At 70.3% G+C, this 17,435-nt stretch carries 15 protein-coding genes and 1 pseudogene; 10 read left to right on the top strand and 6 right to left on the bottom strand.

The annotated features are described in order from the left end of the window. Nucleotides 1–268: 268 nt before the first annotated feature. A complete protein-coding gene (locus tag ACFYO0_RS22555; protein ID WP_388678735.1) occupies nt 269–847 on the bottom strand; it encodes a 2-oxo-4-hydroxy-4-carboxy-5-ureidoimidazoline decarboxylase in 579 nt (192 codons plus the stop codon). Between the two features lie 260 nt (nt 848–1,107). Between ACFYO0_RS22555 and ACFYO0_RS22550 the strand changes: the two genes are divergently transcribed. The 7 genes from ACFYO0_RS22550 (at nt 1,108) to ACFYO0_RS22520 (ending at nt 7,498) form a co-directional block, all read left to right on the top strand. Next, complete coding sequence (locus ACFYO0_RS22550; protein ID WP_388678732.1) at nt 1,108–2,664, top strand: glycoside hydrolase family 20 protein; 1,557 nt, start codon at nt 1,108–1,110, stop codon at nt 2,662–2,664. Between the two features lie 107 nt (nt 2,665–2,771). Then, the gene (locus tag ACFYO0_RS22545) at nt 2,772–3,281 is read left to right on the top strand and encodes a hypothetical protein (protein WP_388678729.1); all 510 of its coding nucleotides are present in this window, start codon (nt 2,772–2,774) and stop codon (nt 3,279–3,281) included. A 110-nt stretch (nt 3,282–3,391) separates the two neighbouring features. After that, nucleotides 3,392–3,967 (top strand): hypothetical protein, encoded by a 576-nt coding sequence (locus ACFYO0_RS22540; RefSeq protein ID WP_388678726.1) that lies wholly within the window; start codon nt 3,392–3,394, stop codon nt 3,965–3,967. 148 nt (nt 3,968–4,115) lie between these two features. Further along, nucleotides 4,116–4,733, top strand: coding sequence for an RNA polymerase sigma factor (locus ACFYO0_RS22535; RefSeq protein ID WP_388678723.1), 618 nt, complete (start codon nt 4,116–4,118; stop codon nt 4,731–4,733). 36 nt (nt 4,734–4,769) lie between these two features. Next, nucleotides 4,770–5,360 carry a hypothetical protein gene (locus ACFYO0_RS22530; protein WP_388678720.1) on the top strand — a complete coding sequence of 197 codons (591 nt, stop codon included), beginning with the start codon at nt 4,770–4,772 and terminating at the stop codon, nt 5,358–5,360. A gap of 405 nt (nt 5,361–5,765) precedes the next feature. Then, entirely contained in the window at nt 5,766–6,428 is a 663-nt protein-coding gene (locus ACFYO0_RS22525) for an RNA polymerase sigma factor (RefSeq protein ID WP_388678717.1), read from the top strand. Further along, nucleotides 6,428–7,498: a hypothetical protein gene (locus ACFYO0_RS22520; protein WP_388678714.1), complete on the top strand. Its 1,071-nt coding sequence runs from the start codon at nt 6,428–6,430 to the stop codon at nt 7,496–7,498. Before ACFYO0_RS22525 ends, ACFYO0_RS22520 begins: the two co-directional genes overlap by 1 nt. 302 nt (nt 7,499–7,800) lie before the next feature. Here ACFYO0_RS22520 and ACFYO0_RS22515 read toward each other — a convergent pair whose 3' ends face one another. After that, nucleotides 7,801–8,664: a L,D-transpeptidase family protein gene (locus tag ACFYO0_RS22515; RefSeq protein WP_388678712.1), complete on the bottom strand. Its 864-nt coding sequence runs from the start codon at nt 8,662–8,664 to the stop codon at nt 7,801–7,803. Nucleotides 8,665–8,907: 243 nt separating this feature from the next. On the opposite strand from ACFYO0_RS22515, the gene ACFYO0_RS22510 reads away from it, so the two are divergent. Further along, complete coding sequence (locus tag ACFYO0_RS22510) at nt 8,908–10,488, top strand: methylmalonyl-CoA mutase (RefSeq protein ID WP_388678709.1); 1,581 nt, start codon at nt 8,908–8,910, stop codon at nt 10,486–10,488. Nucleotides 10,489–10,669: 181 nt separating this feature from the next. On the opposite strand, the pseudogene ACFYO0_RS22505 reads toward ACFYO0_RS22510, so the two are convergent. The 4 genes and pseudogenes from ACFYO0_RS22505 to ACFYO0_RS22490 all read right to left on the bottom strand — a co-directional run. Then, a pseudogene (locus ACFYO0_RS22505) lies at nt 10,670–10,922 on the bottom strand (FAD-dependent monooxygenase); the annotation flags it as partial. Between the two features lie 158 nt (nt 10,923–11,080). Then, nucleotides 11,081–12,259, bottom strand: a complete 1,179-nt coding sequence (locus ACFYO0_RS22500) for an acyltransferase family protein (protein WP_388678706.1) — start codon at nt 12,257–12,259, stop codon at nt 11,081–11,083. After that, a complete protein-coding gene (locus ACFYO0_RS22495; RefSeq protein ID WP_388678703.1) occupies nt 12,256–13,590 on the bottom strand; it encodes a polysialyltransferase family glycosyltransferase in 1,335 nt (444 codons plus the stop codon). The genes ACFYO0_RS22500 and ACFYO0_RS22495 overlap by 4 nt, the downstream gene beginning before the upstream one ends. Next, the gene (locus ACFYO0_RS22490; protein WP_388678701.1) at nt 13,587–14,564 is read right to left on the bottom strand and encodes a glycosyltransferase family 2 protein; all 978 of its coding nucleotides are present in this window, start codon (nt 14,562–14,564) and stop codon (nt 13,587–13,589) included. Before ACFYO0_RS22490 ends, ACFYO0_RS22495 begins: the two co-directional genes overlap by 4 nt. 198 nt (nt 14,565–14,762) lie before the next feature. Here ACFYO0_RS22490 and ACFYO0_RS22485 point away from each other — a divergent pair, with 198 nt between their 5' ends. Together ACFYO0_RS22485 and ACFYO0_RS22480 are read left to right on the top strand one after the other, a co-directional pair. Continuing rightward, entirely contained in the window at nt 14,763–16,070 is a 1,308-nt protein-coding gene (locus ACFYO0_RS22485) for a DUF6716 putative glycosyltransferase (protein WP_388678698.1), read from the top strand. A gap of 56 nt (nt 16,071–16,126) precedes the next feature. Next, a complete protein-coding gene (locus tag ACFYO0_RS22480; RefSeq protein ID WP_388678695.1) occupies nt 16,127–17,425 on the top strand; it encodes a cytidylyltransferase domain-containing protein in 1,299 nt (432 codons plus the stop codon). Nucleotides 17,426–17,435 lie beyond the last annotated feature (10 nt).

Here is a 17,435-nt window from a genome sequence, read left to right as displayed (position 1 = left end):
GGCCGCGCCGGCTTGTGCTGTCGGTCGGGCCCGGCCGGGTACGGTCCACCGGCCCTGGCCATCGTAGCGACGTACTGTCGGGATGCTTACAGCGGGCCTACCCGATGTGATCAAAAAGGCAGCGTCCGGCTACCGGGGCGACTTCCGGGTGGGGTGCCTCGTCGTCTGCCGGGTGCGGGTCCGTCGTGGCTTGTCTCTGCGGGGGACCCCCATCGCGGCGGAGCCGCTGATGTCACGGTCCGCGTCCTGAAAGGCCCCGGAGGGGCACTTATGAGCGGGTCATACGTGACAAACGGCCCTTTGCCAGACGGCGGAGCTCCTCCGCCGTGAGGCAACGTTCCTCCTCGGGATCGTTTGCCAAACGTGACCGGATGGCGTCGAGTGCCTGGTCGAGGGTCTCCTCGGGTGTCATGTCGTCCAGGCAGATGACGAACACGTGGCCGAAGCGGGCCTCGTACGCGGCGTGGGCTGCCCTCAGGGCTGTGTGGGCCGCGGAGTGGGCGTCGGCGGGGATATGCGGGAGGGGCTCGCGGGCCAGGGCCTCGGAGAGGTCTGCGGGGGCCAGGTCGTACGCCGCCTCGTCGGCCGCGGCGAGCAGGGAGGCCAGGTCGGGGTAGGGGCGGTGGGCGGCGAGGCGGCGGGCCCAGCGGTGGCTGCCGCAGCAGGCGATCAGGGCCCGTTCGGCCGTGTCCGCGGGCGCGGCGTTGAACCGCTCCAGGCCTGTGGGGCTCGGTCTGGAGCGGGTTTGCCCGGGTAGGGCGACGACCTGCCCGGGGTGGCGAGAAGGGCGGTGCGCAGGCAGCGTGGGTTCCTCGGCGGTTCGGTGAAGCTCCTGTGAGGGCTTCACGCGTGATTCGGGAGTGGATCAAGTGTGAGATGTGACATTCACGCTATCGAGGTGCGACCGAAGCTGTCCGAGGGATGCCCGAATTTCACCCGGACGGCAGAGTTTCGGATCGTGTGGTGGACGGTGGCGTGGTGAGCTGAGGGCCTAGGTTCGCGGGGGGACAGGCAGGGCAATTGATTGGGTGATCTGTGGTGAACGGGCGTGGGCGCCGGGCGACGAGGGGCCGGAGGCCCCAGCTGGTCAGGAGCCGGAGGCCTCTGATGGTCGTGACCGGAGTGGCGGTGGCGGGAGCCACGGCCCTGACGGTCTCCCTGTGGCCGAGCGGGGGCAACGGCGCGCCGATGACACAGCAGCCCACCGACCCGCCCGCGGCTTCGCCGTCGCCCAGCCGTACGTATCCGATGTCGACGACGCCTCGTACGATCCCGGCCGTACGCGAGCACACCCCCGCCCGGGGACCCGGCTGGCGTCCGGCCGACGGGGGCCGCGTGGTCGTGAACGACGCCGACCTCGCGGACGAGGGGCGGCTGCTCGCCGGGGAGCTGAAGCTCACGTACGCGGGGACGGGCGACGCCCGCGCCGGGGATGTACAGCTGGCCCTCACCGACGAGGACGCCGGAGCCGAGGCGTACACGATGGCCGTCAAGGACGGGCGGGTGCGGATCAGCGGGCCGGCAGAAGCGGGCGTGTTCTACGGGACGCGCACCCTGAAGCAGGCGGTGCGTGCGGACGGTGCGGCGCCCGAGGGGGTCGTACGCGACAGTCCGGCGAAGCCGCAGCGCGGGTTCATGCTGGACATCGCGCGCAAGCACTTCACGGCCGGGTGGATCGAGGACCGGATCCGTGAGCTGGGGGATCTCAAGTACAACCAGCTCGGGCTGCACTTCTCCGACGACCAGGGCTTCCGGATCGAGTCCGACAAGCACCCCGAGGTCGTGTCGGAGCAGCATCTGACCAAGGCCGAGGTGCGTCGCATCCTCGATCTCGCCGCGAGCCGGCACATCACCGTCGTCCCCGAGATCGACTCGCCGGGCCACCTCGGCGCGGTGCTCGACGCGCACCCCGATCTCCAGCTGCGCAACGTGAACGGCGTGGCCACGCAGGGAGCCGTCGACATCTCCAAGCCCGCGGCGGCGGACCTCGTGGACGAGCTGCTGAACGAGTACGCGGAGCTGTTCCCCGGGCGTTACTGGCACCTCGGCGCCGACGAGTACCGGGCGCTGATGGTCTCGAACCCCGAGGCGACGTATCCGCAGCTGGCCGCGGCCGCGCAGAAGAAGTACGGGGCGAACGCGGGCGTCGCGGATCTGGCGACCGGGTGGCTCAACGACCGCGCCAGGCTGATGCGCGGCCACGACCGGACGACGCGGGCCTGGAACGACGGCTTCTTCCCCGGGGGTGCCGTCCAGGCCGCCGACGACATCCAGGTCGCGTACTGGACGGGCAAGGAGATCGGCGCCCGCCAGCCCACCGAGTACCTGCGGGCGGGCCGCGAGGTGATCAACTACAACGACGAGTTCCTCTACTACGTCCTCGGTCAGCCCAACCAGTTCGTCTACCCCACCGGGCAGCGCATCTACGAGCAGTGGACGCCCCTCGTCCTGCGCGGCACGACTCCGGTCTCCCAGGAGTACGACGACCAGATCCTCGGCGGCTCCTTCGCGGTCTGGTGCGATCTGGCGAACTCCCAGACCCAGGACCAGGTGGCCGCGGGGATCCGTATGCCGCTGCGGGCGCTGGGACAGAAGCTGTGGGATCCGCGGAAGCCGGGCGCGTCGTGGGGCGAGTTCACCGGACTGGCGCAGAAGCTGGGCTGACGCCGAGTCGGTGCGGTTGGGATGAGTTGACCGTTTCGGTAGCGAACGGCCGTACGACTGTGATGACGTTGGGGCCGGGTTGAACTGCAACGCCGGGGGGAGCCGGAATGGGTTACTGGGGGTACTACGTCGTCGGCAGGAGCGAGTCGCCGCTCGCCGAGCTGGACGCGTTGTCGGAGGCCAAGGGCCTGACGCTGCACGAGAGGGCCGACGACGGCTGGCAGGTGTGGGAGTACCCGATCGAGGACGGCACCGGTGATGTCGGGAACATGAGCCACCTCGCCGAGGAGACGGGCGCGCCCGCGCTCTTCGGGTACGTCATGGACAGCCAGTGTGTGGTCGTCGAGGCCGCCGCTCCGGAAAGCGGGGCGTGGACGAGCTGCCTGGCGCGCGACGCCATGGCCGGGTATTTGGGGGGCGCCGAGAACGGGCTGACAGTCGAGGACTACTTCCTGGAGCCGCGCGACGCCGCCGAGCGGGCCGTGGCCTGGGCCGCCGAGTCGGGCCGTACGGTGCCGGAGGAGCAGCTTCTCGAGGTGTTCACCGCGGACGCGGACCCGTCCGCCGAGATGCTCTTCTTCCAGTTCCTGGACCGGCTCGGGGTGATGCGCAGCTGAGACCCGGCGAGATTCGGCCACTCCGTACTGTGACGTTCCGGCCACGGAGGACGCAGTAAGGGGAAGTGCGGGCTCCGCAACAAGAGGCGCCCCACCGTAGGGAGGCGTGGATGAGCCTGGTGGAACTGATCGCTCAGGCCGACGAGCGCGGTCTTGCCGCCAGCGGTCTGGCATGTCTGGACCGCTGCATACCCTTGCTGGGTGGTGACGACGAGGTGCTGCGCCCGTTGTGGGCGAGCCTCGCCGAGGGCGCGGCGGCCGAGGACTGGGGCGAGCGCGTGGCGCGGGCCCGGGCGGAGCTGGAAGCCTCCCAGACTCCTGAGGGCGACGTCTCCGCCGAGGGCGAAGCCGCCACGCTCGCCCATCGCATGCTCGACGCCGCTCCCCTGGAGCGTTCCGCGGAAAACCTGCGCGCATGGGCGGACGCCTGCTCCGTAGCCGCCCTCCAGGTCCACCGCCTGCTGGACGCGGCGGACGACGGCGCGTCCTCGGTGTCGGCCCGCCGCGAGGGCCGTACGCAGCACATGTCGCCCCTCGTCGCCGCCGAACTGCGCCGCCAAGTCGCCATCCTGGAGCTGCTGTCGGGGGGCGGCGCCGCGAGTCTGCGGCAGGCTCTGGACCTGTCGACGGAGGGGCGGCGTGTCCTGCGCGCGGTCGTGTCGCGGCGGGCCCGCGGACGGGTCTGAGAGGGGACCGGGGAGTCTGCCCCATGTTCGTGCCGCTGTGACGTTTCTGGACGTCTCGGCGCTGATCGCCTTGGAGGGCACGCCCTCGAGGCGATCCATGGCGCGTGGCGCGGATCTTGGTACGAACTCGGTGCGAACGAGGACAGTGTTGGGCCAGGGAGGCAAACCCCGCCGCGGGCAGGCGGCCGACGGGGAACTGGGCATGGCCGTCGCACGGGCGCAGGAGGGGGACGAGGACGCCTTCTCGGTCGCGTACCGGCTGGTGCAGCCCGGACTGCTCGGCTATCTGCGCGGTCTTGTCGGCGACGACGCGGAAGACGTGGCCTCGGACGCCTGGCTGGAGATCGCCCGGGATCTGGGGCGGTTCCGCGGGGACGGGGCCGGATTCCGCGGCTGGACCGCGACCATCGCCCGGCACCGGGCGCTCGACCATCTGCGGCGGCAGAAGACCCGGCCGCGGCCATCCGTGCTGGAACAGGACGTCCTGGAACTCCCGGGCGTGCACAACACGCACGACCAGGCACTGGAGTCCATCTCCACGGAGTACGCCCTGGAGCTGGTGTCGGGACTGCCGCGCGACCAGGCAGAGGCCGTACTGCTGCGGGTCGTGGTGGGCCTGGACGGTCCCGCCGCGGCGCGCGTGCTGGGTAAACGCCCCGGAGCGGTACGTACCGCCTCATACCGGGGTTTGAAGACCCTTGCTCGTCAGTTGGGTGCAGAAGGTGTGACGGATGACGGCCCCAGGACGCTGGGGGAGTCGGGATGAACGGCACGCGATCTTTGGGCAAGGGTGGACTCGGACATGGGTGAACGACACGAGGCCCCCACCCTTGAGGACCTCCTCGCCGCCGCCGTATGCGCCGACTCGCTCGACCCCGGCGCCGAGGACCGGGCCCGCACCGCCTACCGCACCGCACGCCAGACGGGAGCCCACGCTGCGCGCACCCGGCGGCGGGACGACTGGCGGCCACGGGTCCACCGGAGGCTCGGGCGTTCGCTGCGGGCGACGCTGGCCGCGCTGGTGACGAGCGCGACCCTCGGCGGTGTGGCTCTCGCCTCGATCGGCTCGGTCGGCACCTCGGACGACGACAGCGGCGTACCGCGGCCCTCGAAGAGCGCGCCGGACCGGACCGCGGAGGATCCCGCCGCCACGCCTGGGACGCCCGGGCAGCGGGACGGCTTCTCCGCCACACCCTCCGACCGTCCGCCGTCGGCCCCGGACGAAGAGACCGGGCCCTCCGGCCCGCCGGTCAAGAAGCCGGGCTCCCCGGACCCCCGTACGGGTGAAAGGCCGACCGCTTCGAACAAGCCGGCCGAGCCGAGCAAGTCCGGCAAGGCGGCCATACCCCCGAAGAACCCCGGCGGCGGCCCCACCAAAGGCCCGCAGAACTGATCCGACACTGATTCAATGTGGCGATATGCCCGGCGAACAGGGGCGATGCGCCCAGCGATGCCCGGGAGGACAACATGGCCCGGCGTCTGCGACGGCAACGTGACCATGGCCGATGGCAACGGCCGGGGCCGCCACCCCCCACAGGAGAGGCCCCGACCGTCGCGCGGCACGGGCCGCGCGGCGACCCGTATTCTCTACAGCGCCGAGGGTGCGTTTTCTGTCACACCTCGGCGCGGCAAGGCTTGCTAGTACGTTGTACCCGCATGGACGACAGACGCTTTCTGGCCGTACCGTGCATTTCGCGCCGGATGCGGGGCAGGACCGCATCCAACAAATTGAGGAACCACGACGGCGAGAACCCGGTCCGCGAGAGCGGCGCCGGCTTAGGCGCAAAAAGGGGCGCGCGTGCTGGGGGACGACGCGGAGCTGACCGCCGCGGTGCTTGCGGCACAGGACGGAGACGAGACCGCGTTCCGGACTGTGTACAGGGCCGTGCACCCACGGCTGCTGGGGTACGTACGGACGCTGGTCGGCGACCTGGATGCCGAGGACGTCACATCCGAGGCCTGGCTGCAGATCGCCCGCGACCTCGAACGCTTCAGCGGAGACGCGGACCGCTTCCGCGGCTGGGCGGCCCGGATCGCCCGCAACCGCGCCTTGGACCACATACGGATGCGCGGTCGGCGCCCCGCGATCGGGGGCGACGAGACCGAACTCACCGGGCGGGCGGCCGAGTCCGACACCGCCGGTGAGGCCATCGAGGCGCTCGCCACCGGCAACACCCTGTCCCTCATAGCCCAGCTCCCGCAGGATCAGGCGGAGGCCGTCGTACTACGCGTTGTCGTAGGCCTCGACGCGAAGACCGCCGCCGAGACACTGGGCAAGCGCCCGGGAGCCGTCCGCACGGCGGCGCACCGCGGTCTGAAGCGGCTCGCGGAGCTGCTCGGCGCGGATCCGGAATCCACCGGCGCACTGAGTGCCGTACCCCCACAAAGAGAGCCGCGCAGCGACGCGGTGTCGTCCGCAGGTGTGACGCATACGCGTTCGCGGACGCAGAAGGACATGTGATGGCCGACGAGCAGTACAAGTGGTTGGACCGCAGTACCGCGGAACGACTGCTGCGCGGAGAGCCACTCGAAACCGTCGACGCCGACCAGCGCGACCAGGCCGACCGGCTCGTCCGCGCCCTGGGCGCGCTGACCGCCGAACCCCCGCTGAGCAGCGCGGAACTCCCGGGCGAGGCCAATGCCATGGCCGCCTTCCGCAAGGCGCAGGCCGCCCGGGACGGCGAACACGCGAGCCTCGGGCACCGCGGCCATTCGCACACGGCCACCTCCGCCGACGCGGGACTCGTCCGCATCGGCCGCGCCTCGGCGGGCCGCCGCGGTCCGTCCCGCGTGGCCCGTCCGGTGCGTTACGGGCTCGCCGCCACGCTGGCCGCCGGGATGCTCGGCGGGGCGGCGATGGTCGCCACGGCCGGAGTGCTGCCGTTCACCGACGACGATCCGGAACCCGGAGCGACGGTGACCGCGCCCGCCACCCCGAAGCGTCCGCTGATCACTCCGTCCCCCGGCGAGACGCGGGGCGGCGCCCCCGACGTCCCGAATCGGGACGGCGACACAGGCGGTTCAACCGGCGACGGCTCCCCCTCGGCTCCGGACACCGGCGGCGACGCACGCAGGGAAGCGCCGGGGAGCACACCCTCGCGGCCCGGAGCGGGCGACGCCGGCAATGAGGCGCGCTCCGCGGAGTGGTGGAAGAAGGTCACCGCCGCCTGTCGGGACGTCCGTGACGGCAAGCAACTCAGCCCCGACCGCAGACGCAGCCTGGAGGAAGCGGCGAGCGGGCCCGAGCGCGTGCGGCAGTACTGCACGAACGTCCTCGCGCAGTCCCAGGACCGGGACGACGCGGCGCCCGAGGGGAACGGCCAGGGCAACGGTGACTCCGACGACGCCGACGACTCCGACGACGGGGCCGACCACGGCGGCGGGAAGAACGGGAAAAACGGGAAGGGAGGGAAGGGCGGCAAGGACGGGAAGGGCAAGGACGGAGAGCCGGGCGAAATAACCCAGGCCACCGACACCACCACCAGCGACGTTCAGCACGCCGCCCCGTCCCTCACCACCACCTCCGCCTAGGGGATCACCCCCGGTGAGAAGACGTCGCCCCTGGCCTCAGGGGACGTCACGACTCCGCTGTCCTCGACCCCCATCGCGGCCCTGACCTGCGTTTTCGTACGCCTTCAAAGGTCTGGCCCGCAGGGTGTGACACTTTCGGCCGCAGCAGCGCAGTATTAAGTGAGCCGACTGGTCATCGGCTGGCGCACGAGCCGGGGTTCCCCCCGTACCCATGGCTCAGTGCACAATGGCGCGGGCGGGACACGTTCCCCCGGTCCCGCCCGCGCCCCACACCTCTCCTCGCCGCCTTCCGGCCCCGGCGCTCACCAGTGGACGACGACCTTGTCGCCGCTCCTCACCTGTGAAAACAGCGCCGCGAGCGTCGCCTCGTCCCGTACGTTCACGCAGCCGTGCGAGGCGCCGTTGTAGCCGGTCGCCGCGAAGTCCGAGGAGTAGTGGACCGCCTGGCCGCCGCTGAAGAACATCGCGTACGGCATGGGGGTGTCGTACAGCGTCGACACATGGTGGCGTGACTTGAAGGTGACGTTGAACTCGCCCTCCCGCGTGGGCGTGTACTGCGAGCCGAAGCGCACGTCCACCGTCGAGAGGGTCCTGCCGTCGATCATCCAGCGCAGCGTGCGGCTCGTCTTGCTGATGCACATCACGCGGCCCGTCATACAGCGCGGGTCCGGCTTCGCGGCCGGCTGGTCGCCCGCCGCGTACAGCTCCCACTTGCCCGGCTCGTGCGTCATGTTCAGCAGCCGCTGCCAGGTCACGGAGTCCGTCTTCCCGGTCTGCGGCAGTCCCCGCTTGCCCTGGAAGCCCTTGACGGCGGCGACCGTCGCCGCGCCGTACGTCCCCGTGGGGCCCTCGAAGAGCCAGGCGATCTGACGCAGCCGGGCCTGCACTTCGCGTACGTCTCTGCCCTGGTCGCCCCGCGCCCAGAGCACCTTGGGCGGTGGGGACGGCTTCGGGGGCTTCGCGGGTGTCGAGGGGCTGGCGTCGTCCCCGGCGGCCTCGGCCGGCTGGGCAGGCTTCTCGGGACTCTCGGGCTTGGGGTCGTCGGGGCTCTCGACCGGCGCCGTTGAGATATGTACCGGGTCCGGCTCGGCGGACGTACCGGCGGCCTGGACCGTGCAGCCGCTCACCGCGGCGAGTACCACGACAGCCGTGACTGATCTCCACATGCCTGGAGTACGCATTGGGACCCCCCGTTGCTCACTGTGCCCTCTGAGAGGTTTCCCGGGGGTGCTTGGTTGCGAACTACGGGGCATTGTGGTGACCGGGCGAGCGGTTGTGACCGGGGTCTCGTCCGGGCTGTGAGCAAGCTCCCAGCCTGGGCCTCTCCACCGGCCGCACGGTCACCACTACAGTCCGTGGCTAGGGTCGTCTGTACTGGCGAGTATGTGAAGCAAGCGGAGGCACACACCATGGCGCGCGAGTCGGAGTCCGGACTGCCCATCGAGCCGGTGTACGGGCCGGACGACCTGGAGGGCTGGGACCCGGCCGAGAAGCTGGGGGAGCCGGGCCGCTACCCGTTCACGCGCGGCGTCTACCCCTCGATGTACACGGGCCGCCCCTGGACGATGCGCCAGTACGCCGGTTTCGGCACGGCCACCGAGTCCAACGCCCGCTACAAGCAGCTCATCGCCAACGGCACGATGGGTCTGTCCGTCGCCTTCGACCTGCCCACCCAGATGGGCCACGACTCGGACGCGCCGATCGCGAGCGGCGAGGTCGGCAAGGTGGGCGTGGCGATCGACTCCATCGACGACATGCGGGTGCTGTTCGGCGGCATCCCGCTGGACAAGGTGTCCACGTCGATGACGATCAACGCGCCCGCCTCCCTGCTCCTGCTGCTGTACCAACTGGTCGCGGAGGAGCAGGGTGTATCGGCCGACCAGCTGACGGGCACGATCCAGAACGACGTGCTCAAGGAGTACATCGCGCGCGGCACGTACATCTTCCCGCCCAAGCCGTCCCTGCGTCTGATCGCGGACATCTTCAAGTACTGCCAAACCGAGATCCCGAAGTGGAACACCATCTCGATCTCCGGCTACCACATGGCCGAGGCGGGCGCCTCACCTGTGCAGGAGATCGCCTTCACCCTCGCCGACGGCATCGAGTACGTGCGTACGGCGGTCGCGGCCGGCATGGACGTGGACGACTTCGCCCCCCGCCTCTCCTTCTTCTTCGTGTCGCGTACGACGATCCTGGAGGAGGTCGCCAAGTTCCGAGCGGCGCGCAGGATCTGGGCCCGGGTGATGCGGGACGAGTTCGGCGCCAAGAATCCGAAGTCGCTGATGCTGCGCTTCCACACGCAGACGGCGGGCGTGCAGCTGACGGCCCAGCAGCCGGAGGTGAACCTGGTCCGGGTCGCCGTCCAGGGCCTGGCCGCCGTGCTGGGCGGCACCCAGTCCCTGCACACCAACTCCTTCGACGAGGCCATCGCGCTGCCCACCGACAAGTCCGCCCGCCTCGCGCTCCGTACGCAGCAGGTGCTGGCCTACGAGACGGATGTGACGGCGACGGTCGATCCGTTCGCCGGCTCGTACGTGATCGAGAAGATGACCGATGAGGTGGAGGCCGCGGCCGTCGAACTGATGGCGAAGGTCGAGGACTTGGGCGGAGCCGTCAACGCCATCGAGCACGGCTTCCAGAAGGCGGAGATCGAGCGCTCCGCCTACCGCATCGCCCAGGAGACGGACTCCGCCGAACGCGTCGTAGTCGGCGTCAACCGCTTCCAGCTGGATGAGGAGGAGCCGTACGAGCCCCTCCGTGTGGACCCGGCGATCGAGGCCCAGCAGGCGGAGCGGCTCGCGAAGCTGCGGGCCGAGCGGGACCAGGGGGCGGTGGACGCGGCGCTGACCGCCCTGAAGAAGGCGGCCGAGGGCACGGACAACGTCCTGTACCCGATGAAGGACGCGTTGAGGGCTCGCGCGACGGTGGGCGAGGTGTGCAACGCGTTGCGGGGGGTTTGGGGGACTTACGTGCCGTCGGATGCGTTCTGACCTGGCCAATTACTCCTAGCGAGTGATCGGCGGCGGTAACCGTACGTCCCCGGTTACGCTCGTGAAGAGTGAGCCCCAAAAGGGGGATGCCGTGGCTGTACTGCAACACGAGCCGACGTTGGGCGAAGCCGCCGACCTGCTCTCCCGTGCACTGCCTGGGCACCGCGTGGAGATTCTCCAGGGGAGGCTCGCTGTGACATCGCCGCCGGACGGCCCGCATGCCGGTGATGCGGACGTCCGTTACCAGCGTGGGGCTCGGGTCGACCGTCTCGCCGGTCATGCCGATGCCGAGCAGCCGGCACACGGTGGAGCGTCCGACGTCCGCGGCGACCGCGTACCGGGCACGTACGGGGGCGCCCGCCGCGAACGTCGCCGTCAACCCCGTCCGCGTCCTGCGTGAGCCCGGTGAGCTCGCGGCCGAACGTGACGTCTCCGATGAACTGGACGTCATGGCCCCTGCCCTCTACTGGCACTTCAAGGACAAGCAGGCGCTGTCGACGGGTTGGCGACCGAGATGCTCCGGCGGATGAACGCCGACCTCGGTGAGCTGTCGGCGCGGTGGCAGGACGCTGGTGCGTCGAACCAGGTGCGTTCAGCGACGAGGCCTCGACAGCGCCGAGCGCAGCCGTGGCCCCAAGCGGTCCTCGACGAGGCGGTTCAGCAGCCACGCCAGCAGCAGCATCGTCGCGATCGTCAGCAGGAAAGTCGCGTACGACGGGATGCCCAGGCTCTGGTGGTAGGCCTTGATGGCGACCCAGCCGAGGTGCTCGTGCACCAGGTAGAAGGGGTACGTCAGCGCGCCCGCGACCGTCAGCCAGCGCCAGTGGGCCCAGTTCAGCCAGCCCAGGGCTATCGCGCCGACCGCGACGAAGCCGAAGGTGACGACCAGGATGATGCCGGACGAGGTGCGGTAGGAGAAGAAGTCCGGGTTGGGGGCGTGCCACAGGCTGGCCACCGCGTAGTGCTGACCGAGCAGCCAGCTGACGCCCACGATGCCCCAGGCGTACGCGTCGTGCCGGTCGCGGTGGATGAGGTAGAGGCCGATGCCGCCGATGAAGAACGGCGCGTACTCGGGCATCAGGACCAGGTCGAGCAGCGGCTCGTTCGCCGCGTCGGCGATCGCCGCGGCCATGGTCCAGCCCGCGCAGAACAGGATGATGCCCTGGCGGTTCGCGCCCGGCATGACGACGCACAGCGCGAAGAGCGCGTAGAAGCGGACCTCGGCCCACAGCGTCCAGCAGACGCCCAGCACCCGGTCCACGCCCAGGGGTTGCTGCAGCATGGTCAGGTTCAGCAGCGCGTCGCTCGGCGAGACGGCCTTGTACGCCACCACCGGCAGCGCGAAGACCACCGTCACGAGGATCACCGCCGCCCAGTAGGACGGCAGCAGCCGTGACGCACGCGAGGCGAAGAACGAGCGCAGAGGCCGTCCCCAGCCGCTCATGCAGATCACGAAGCCGCTGATGACGAAGAAGACGTGCACGCCCAGGCAGCCGTACGCGAACCACTCGTGCAGCGTGGGGAATTGCAGCTTCGCCGAGGAGCCCCACGCCTTCGCGACCTCGCCGTCCCGGCCGCCGTAGTGGTACGCGGCCACCATCAGCGCGGCGATCAGCCGCAGTCCGTCGAGCGCGCGAAGGCGCGAGGCGGCGCGGGGCTGGGCGATGATCCGGGGCGGTGGCGTGCCGTCGGTACCGGTGCCGGTGCTCACGGCGGTGGTGCCCGCATCCGGAGATGCCGTCGGGACGGGCTTTGAGTCGACCGAAGTCATCCGAGAGTGGCCCTCTTGAGCGATCGGGCGCGACGCGCCACACGGCGTACGGTGGCGTTGCGCGGAATGAAGGCCAGTTGCGTCGGCACGGCGCCGGGCAGGCCCAGCGAGGTGAGCCGTCGGCGCTTGAAGTAGCGCCAGGTATGGCCGTTGAGGCGGCGCGACAGATACCGCTCGGCGGCCGGCCGCAGATCCGGGTAGATCTTGGACTGCATGGCGTAGCCCACCGCTCGCAGGAGCTCGGTGAGTTGGTCCGTGCCGAGCCCCTTGCGCTGCTCGGTGACCGCCTTCTGGTCCGTCAGCTCGGGCAGCATCGCGTCCACGATCGTCACGGGGACGCGATTGCTGTTCTCGTACGGCGTGAGGCAGTCCAGCAGCGACTCCGTGCCGATCCGGGCGACGGGCAGGCCGTACAGCGCCGAGGCGGTGAGCAGTGCTGTGGAGAAGCAGCCGGCGACCAGCGCCGGCCGCATCCGCTGGTAGAGGACCTCGGCGAGCACCGGAGTGTCCAGCACCGTGAGTTCGGCGCCGAGCTTCTCGGCCTCCTTCTCCAGGGCGCGCGACCAGCGGGCCGGTGCGCTGGGGTGCGGCTTGAACACCACCCGCTGGTGGCCGAGTTGGACGGCCCCCCTCAGCATCCGTACATGCAGATCCTCTTCCTGCTCGGCGGTGAGGATGCCGAGGGCGGAGAGGTACTGGCCGAGCAGCAGGGCCGGCCCTTCGATGACGGGCAACTCGTCACCGGTGTCGACGAGTTCGGCGAGCACCTTGGTGAACGCGTCCGTAGGCACGATCTCCGGCTCGACACCGAACTCGGTGAGCAGCAGCGGCTTGAGTTCCGGAACCAGGTCGAGGTGGAGAAGCCGCTCGATACGCGTGCCGACCAGCGGGTCGATCTTGCTGCGGGTGGGCCCGTAGCTCATCAGGCCGTCCGCGTAGACGGTGATGGGCGCGCCCGTGAAGATCTGCGCGACACCGAGCGCCGGGTTCACCTGGATCGACTCGACGGCCAGCTCGATGTCGTCGTCACCGAGGTTCCAGGCGAGCCGCAGATGACGCTCCCACAGCGGTACGTCGTTCAGACGCGGCGACCAACCGCCCGGGTGGAAAGGGGAGATGGTCTCGTTCCACGAGACCACCTCGTCGAACCGGCCGCGCAGGCGCTCGAAGCCCGGCATCTCGTCGATGCCCCGCGAAGTCTCGGGCGTCGCCGAGTTGTTGGAGACCAGCAGGATGCGCCGGTCGGCAGGGCGGAAGCAGTCGGCGTCGACGGCCGCCGCCAGCGTCGCCGTGCCGTACAGCGTCGACGCCATGAAGATCTGGGTGGTCACGCCGCCACCCCCGCGGACACGGGACGGCGGCGCAGCCGGCGCAGCCGCGTCGCGCGCTGTACGTCCATGGAGTCGAGGGCGTCGTCGAGGACGTCCTGCGGCATACGCCGCAATGCGACGGCACTCATCGACTTCAGTTTCCGTGCCACGGGAGGCTCGAACCTTTCGATGGAACCCAGGTGATGAGAAATAATCGCACAGTAGGTCCGCACGGCCTTCGGCAGGAGTTTATCCGCCTCCCGGTCCTCGGCCGTTTCCCGTACGACCTGGTCGAAGGCGCGAATGAAATCCAGCTGCCGTACGTCCCCGATCTGCGTCAGCGAAGACGAAACTCCGCGCCGGTAGAACACACCGAGCAGCCCCACCACGCCGAACGACTCGGCCTCGCGGTGCAGCTTCCAGATCCATGGACGGTCCTCGGCCGTGCGCAGCCCATCGGTGAAGTGCAGCACGCCCCGGTCGATCAGGCGGCGGTGGTAGATGCCCGCCCAGGCGTACGCGTAGTCCACGGAGGTGGAGCGGTCGGCGGGCAGGATCGCCTCGCGCGGGTTCAGCACGACACCGCGCCGGCCGTGCGGAACCCGGTGGATCGAGCGGGCCCGCGCGGTCGCCTGGACATGGTCGGTACGGACGAAGTCGACGCCCAAGTCCTCGATGGCTGCGAGGAGTTGCTCGTAGTACCCGGGCGCGAGCCAGTCATCGCCGTCGAGGAACGTCAGGTACTCGCCGCGCGCCGCGTCGATACCCGTGTTGCGCGCGGTCGCCAGACCTCCGTTCTGCTCGTGTCTGACGTACACGGCACCCTGGAGCTCGCGCTCCGCGCGCGCGAGAATGTCCGGTGTCTCGTCGCGCGAACAGTCGTCGACGAGAATGAATTCGAAGTCCTGACGCGCGTTGGCACGCAGGCTCCTCAGGGTGTCGGGTGCGTATTGCTGCACGTTGTAGAACGGCACGATGACGGAGAGCTTGACCACCCACGTGACGTTAGGGGGAAGCCCGGCATTCGTCTTGACCGATGGTGAGATGCCAGGTGAACGGCGCATGGCGGAATGGTGAACCCAGCCTTTTTCAGGGTGGATCCGGGCCCGATTCGCCATTCGGCGATGTGCTGTTAACCCTTTGTTGCATTCCGGTTGGGCCGCGCATCGGAATCGCTTCCTAGCGTCTTCGACGTGCCAGCAAGTACCTCGAACTCCCTGCGAGTCGCCGTTCTCGCGGATTCCGACACCCGGTGGAAATGGGGCGCGCTCACCGCGAACCGTATTGCACCGGCCGAATCGGACATCCGTCTCGACGGTTATCTCCTGCGCGGCCGTGCGACCCCCACCGCCCGCCAGCTCCAAGAGGTCGGCGTCCGCGCGGACTCGCTCCGCGAGGTCACCGGTGTCGAATTCCTGCGGACCCTGCGGGAAGCGGAGTACGACATCGTCGTGCTCGCCCTCGTCGGCGGCGCCGTCCAGGCGATGCTGCACGGTCTCGGACACGCCTGGCAGGAGCGCGCGAAGCGGCCCGTGGTCGTCACCGGCTATGTCGGCGTCGTCTACGAAAAGCTCGCCGACGGGCTGCTGCTGCGGCACGGCGCGGACCTCGTCCTCGCCAACTCCCGCCAGGACGCGGAGCGTTTCACCGCCGTGTACGAGGGAGTGGGCGCCGACGCCTCCTCCGTGACCGAGGTCGCGCTGCCGTTCCTCGGCGGCGACTCGTACGAGAAGCACGACCCGTACACCGTCGTCTTCGCCGCGCAGCCCTCCGTCCCGGAGAGCCGCGAGGACCGCATGTACCTGCTGGAGCGGCTCGTCCGGCACGCACGGCTGCACCCGGACCGCGAGGTCCTGCTGAAGCTGCGCTCCAAGCCCGGCGAGCACACCACGCACATCGAGGAGCAGCCCTACCAGAAGCTGGCGCAGCGCCTCGACCTGCCCGCCAACTTCCGCCTCGTGTACGGGCACATGGGCGAGGTCCTCGACCGCACCGACCTGCTGGTCACCGTCAGCTCGACGGCCGCCCTGGAGTCCCTGCACCGGCGTATTCCCACGGTCCTGCTCACGGACCTGGGCGTGCGCGAGTCGCTGGGCAACCACCACTTCGTCGGCTCCGGGTGCCTCGCCTCCTGGGACCAGCTCGACGCCGGGCACCAGCCGGCGCCCGACGAGGAGTGGGTGGCACGGCAGGGAGTCGCAGCCGACGGGGCGTACGAGACGGCCTTCGACGCGGCCCGTACGCGCATCGCCGAGCTGCTCGACAAGGGCGAACTCCCTTCCCTCGCCCCCTACTACACGCCCGTCACGGCCCCCGGCTATCTGCCCGGGATCCTCGCCCGCCACCACCTCGCCCCGGACGGCAGCCCGCTGCCCGGCGCGCCTGTAGCCGACACCGAGCCGGGACCCGTGCGGCAGATCGTGCGCCGGGCGGCGCGCGGCGCCTACCGGCACGGCGTGCAGCGCGTGGCGCCCGTCATCCGGCGGATGGGCGAGCTGTGAGCGCCCCCGAGCAGACGGGCGTGGGCGCCCCGAACCCCTCGCAAGGAGTACTTCGCATGTCCAACTCGGAAGCGGGCCCGGCGACTTCGGTACGTCGCGTGCTCGCGGTGATCCCCGCCAGGGGCGGCTCCAAGGGTGTCCCCGCCAAGAACCTCCTCCCGGTCGGCGGCGTGCCGCTGGTGGCCCGAGCGGTGCGCGAATGCCGCGCGGCCCGGCTGGTGACGGACGTCGTGGTCTCCACCGACGACCAGGCGATCGCCGCCGCCGCCCGCGAAGCCGGCGCCGAAGTCATACTGCGCCCCGCAGCCATCGCCGGCGACACGGCCACCTCCGAGGCGGCCGTCCTGCACGCCATGGACGCCCACGAGGCGTTGCACGGCTCCGCGGTCGACGTAGTGCTCCTCGTCCAGTGCACCAGCCCGTTCATCGTCCGCGAGGACCTCGACGGGGTCGCGGGCGCGGTCGTGGAGAACGGCGCGGACACCGCGCTGACCGTGGCGCCCTTCCACGGCTTCATCTGGCGGGACGCCGACGACGACCCGGCCGTGGTCGACACCCGGGCCACCCAGGCCGTCGGCGGTGGCACGGCCGTCGCCAACACCACGGCCACCGACGGCGGTTACGGCGTCAACCACGACAAGTCCTTCCGCCCGCGCCGCCAGGACCGCCCCCAGGACCTCCTGGAGACCGGCGCCGCGTACGCCATGGACGCTGCCGGGCTGCGCGAGCACAAGCACCGCTTCTTCGGCCGTACGGAGCTGGTCCGCACCGACCCCGCTCGCGTGCTGGAGATCGACGACCCGCACGACCTCGCCCGCGCACGGGCGTTGGCGCCCCTCTTCGACGCCAACAGGCCCGGCACCCTCCCGACCGCCGCCGACATCGACGCGGTCGTCCTCGACTTCGACGGCACCCAGACCGACGACAGGGTGCTGATCGACTCCGACGGACGGGAGTTCGTCTCCGTGCACCGCGGGGACGGACTCGGTATCGCGGCCCTCCGCAAGAGCGGCCTGACGATGCTGATCCTGTCCACGGAGCAGAACCCGGTCGTCGCCGCCAGAGCCCGGAAGCTGCAGATTCCGGTCCTCCACGGCATCGACCGGAAAGACCTCGCACTGAAGCAGTGGTGCGAGGAGCAGGGCATCGCGCCTGAGCGCGTGCTCTACGTCGGCAACGACGTCAACGACCTCCCGTGCTTCGCCCTCGTGGGCTGGCCCGTGGCGGTCGCGAGCGCCCACGACGTCGTGCGCGGCGCCGCACGCGCGGTCACCACCGTCCCCGGCGGCGACGGCGCGATCCGAGAGATCGCCAGCTGGATCCTCGGTCCTTCTCTCGACTCCCTCGACAAGTAAGGAACTTCTC

Origin of the sequence: Streptomyces sp. NPDC006365, assembly GCF_042870755.1 — a bacterium.
Classification (GTDB): Bacteria; Actinomycetota; Actinomycetes; order Streptomycetales; family Streptomycetaceae; genus Streptomyces; species Streptomyces xiangluensis.
Note: the sequence above shows the minus strand (reverse complement) of the source record. Positions and strands in the feature narration are given on the sequence as shown.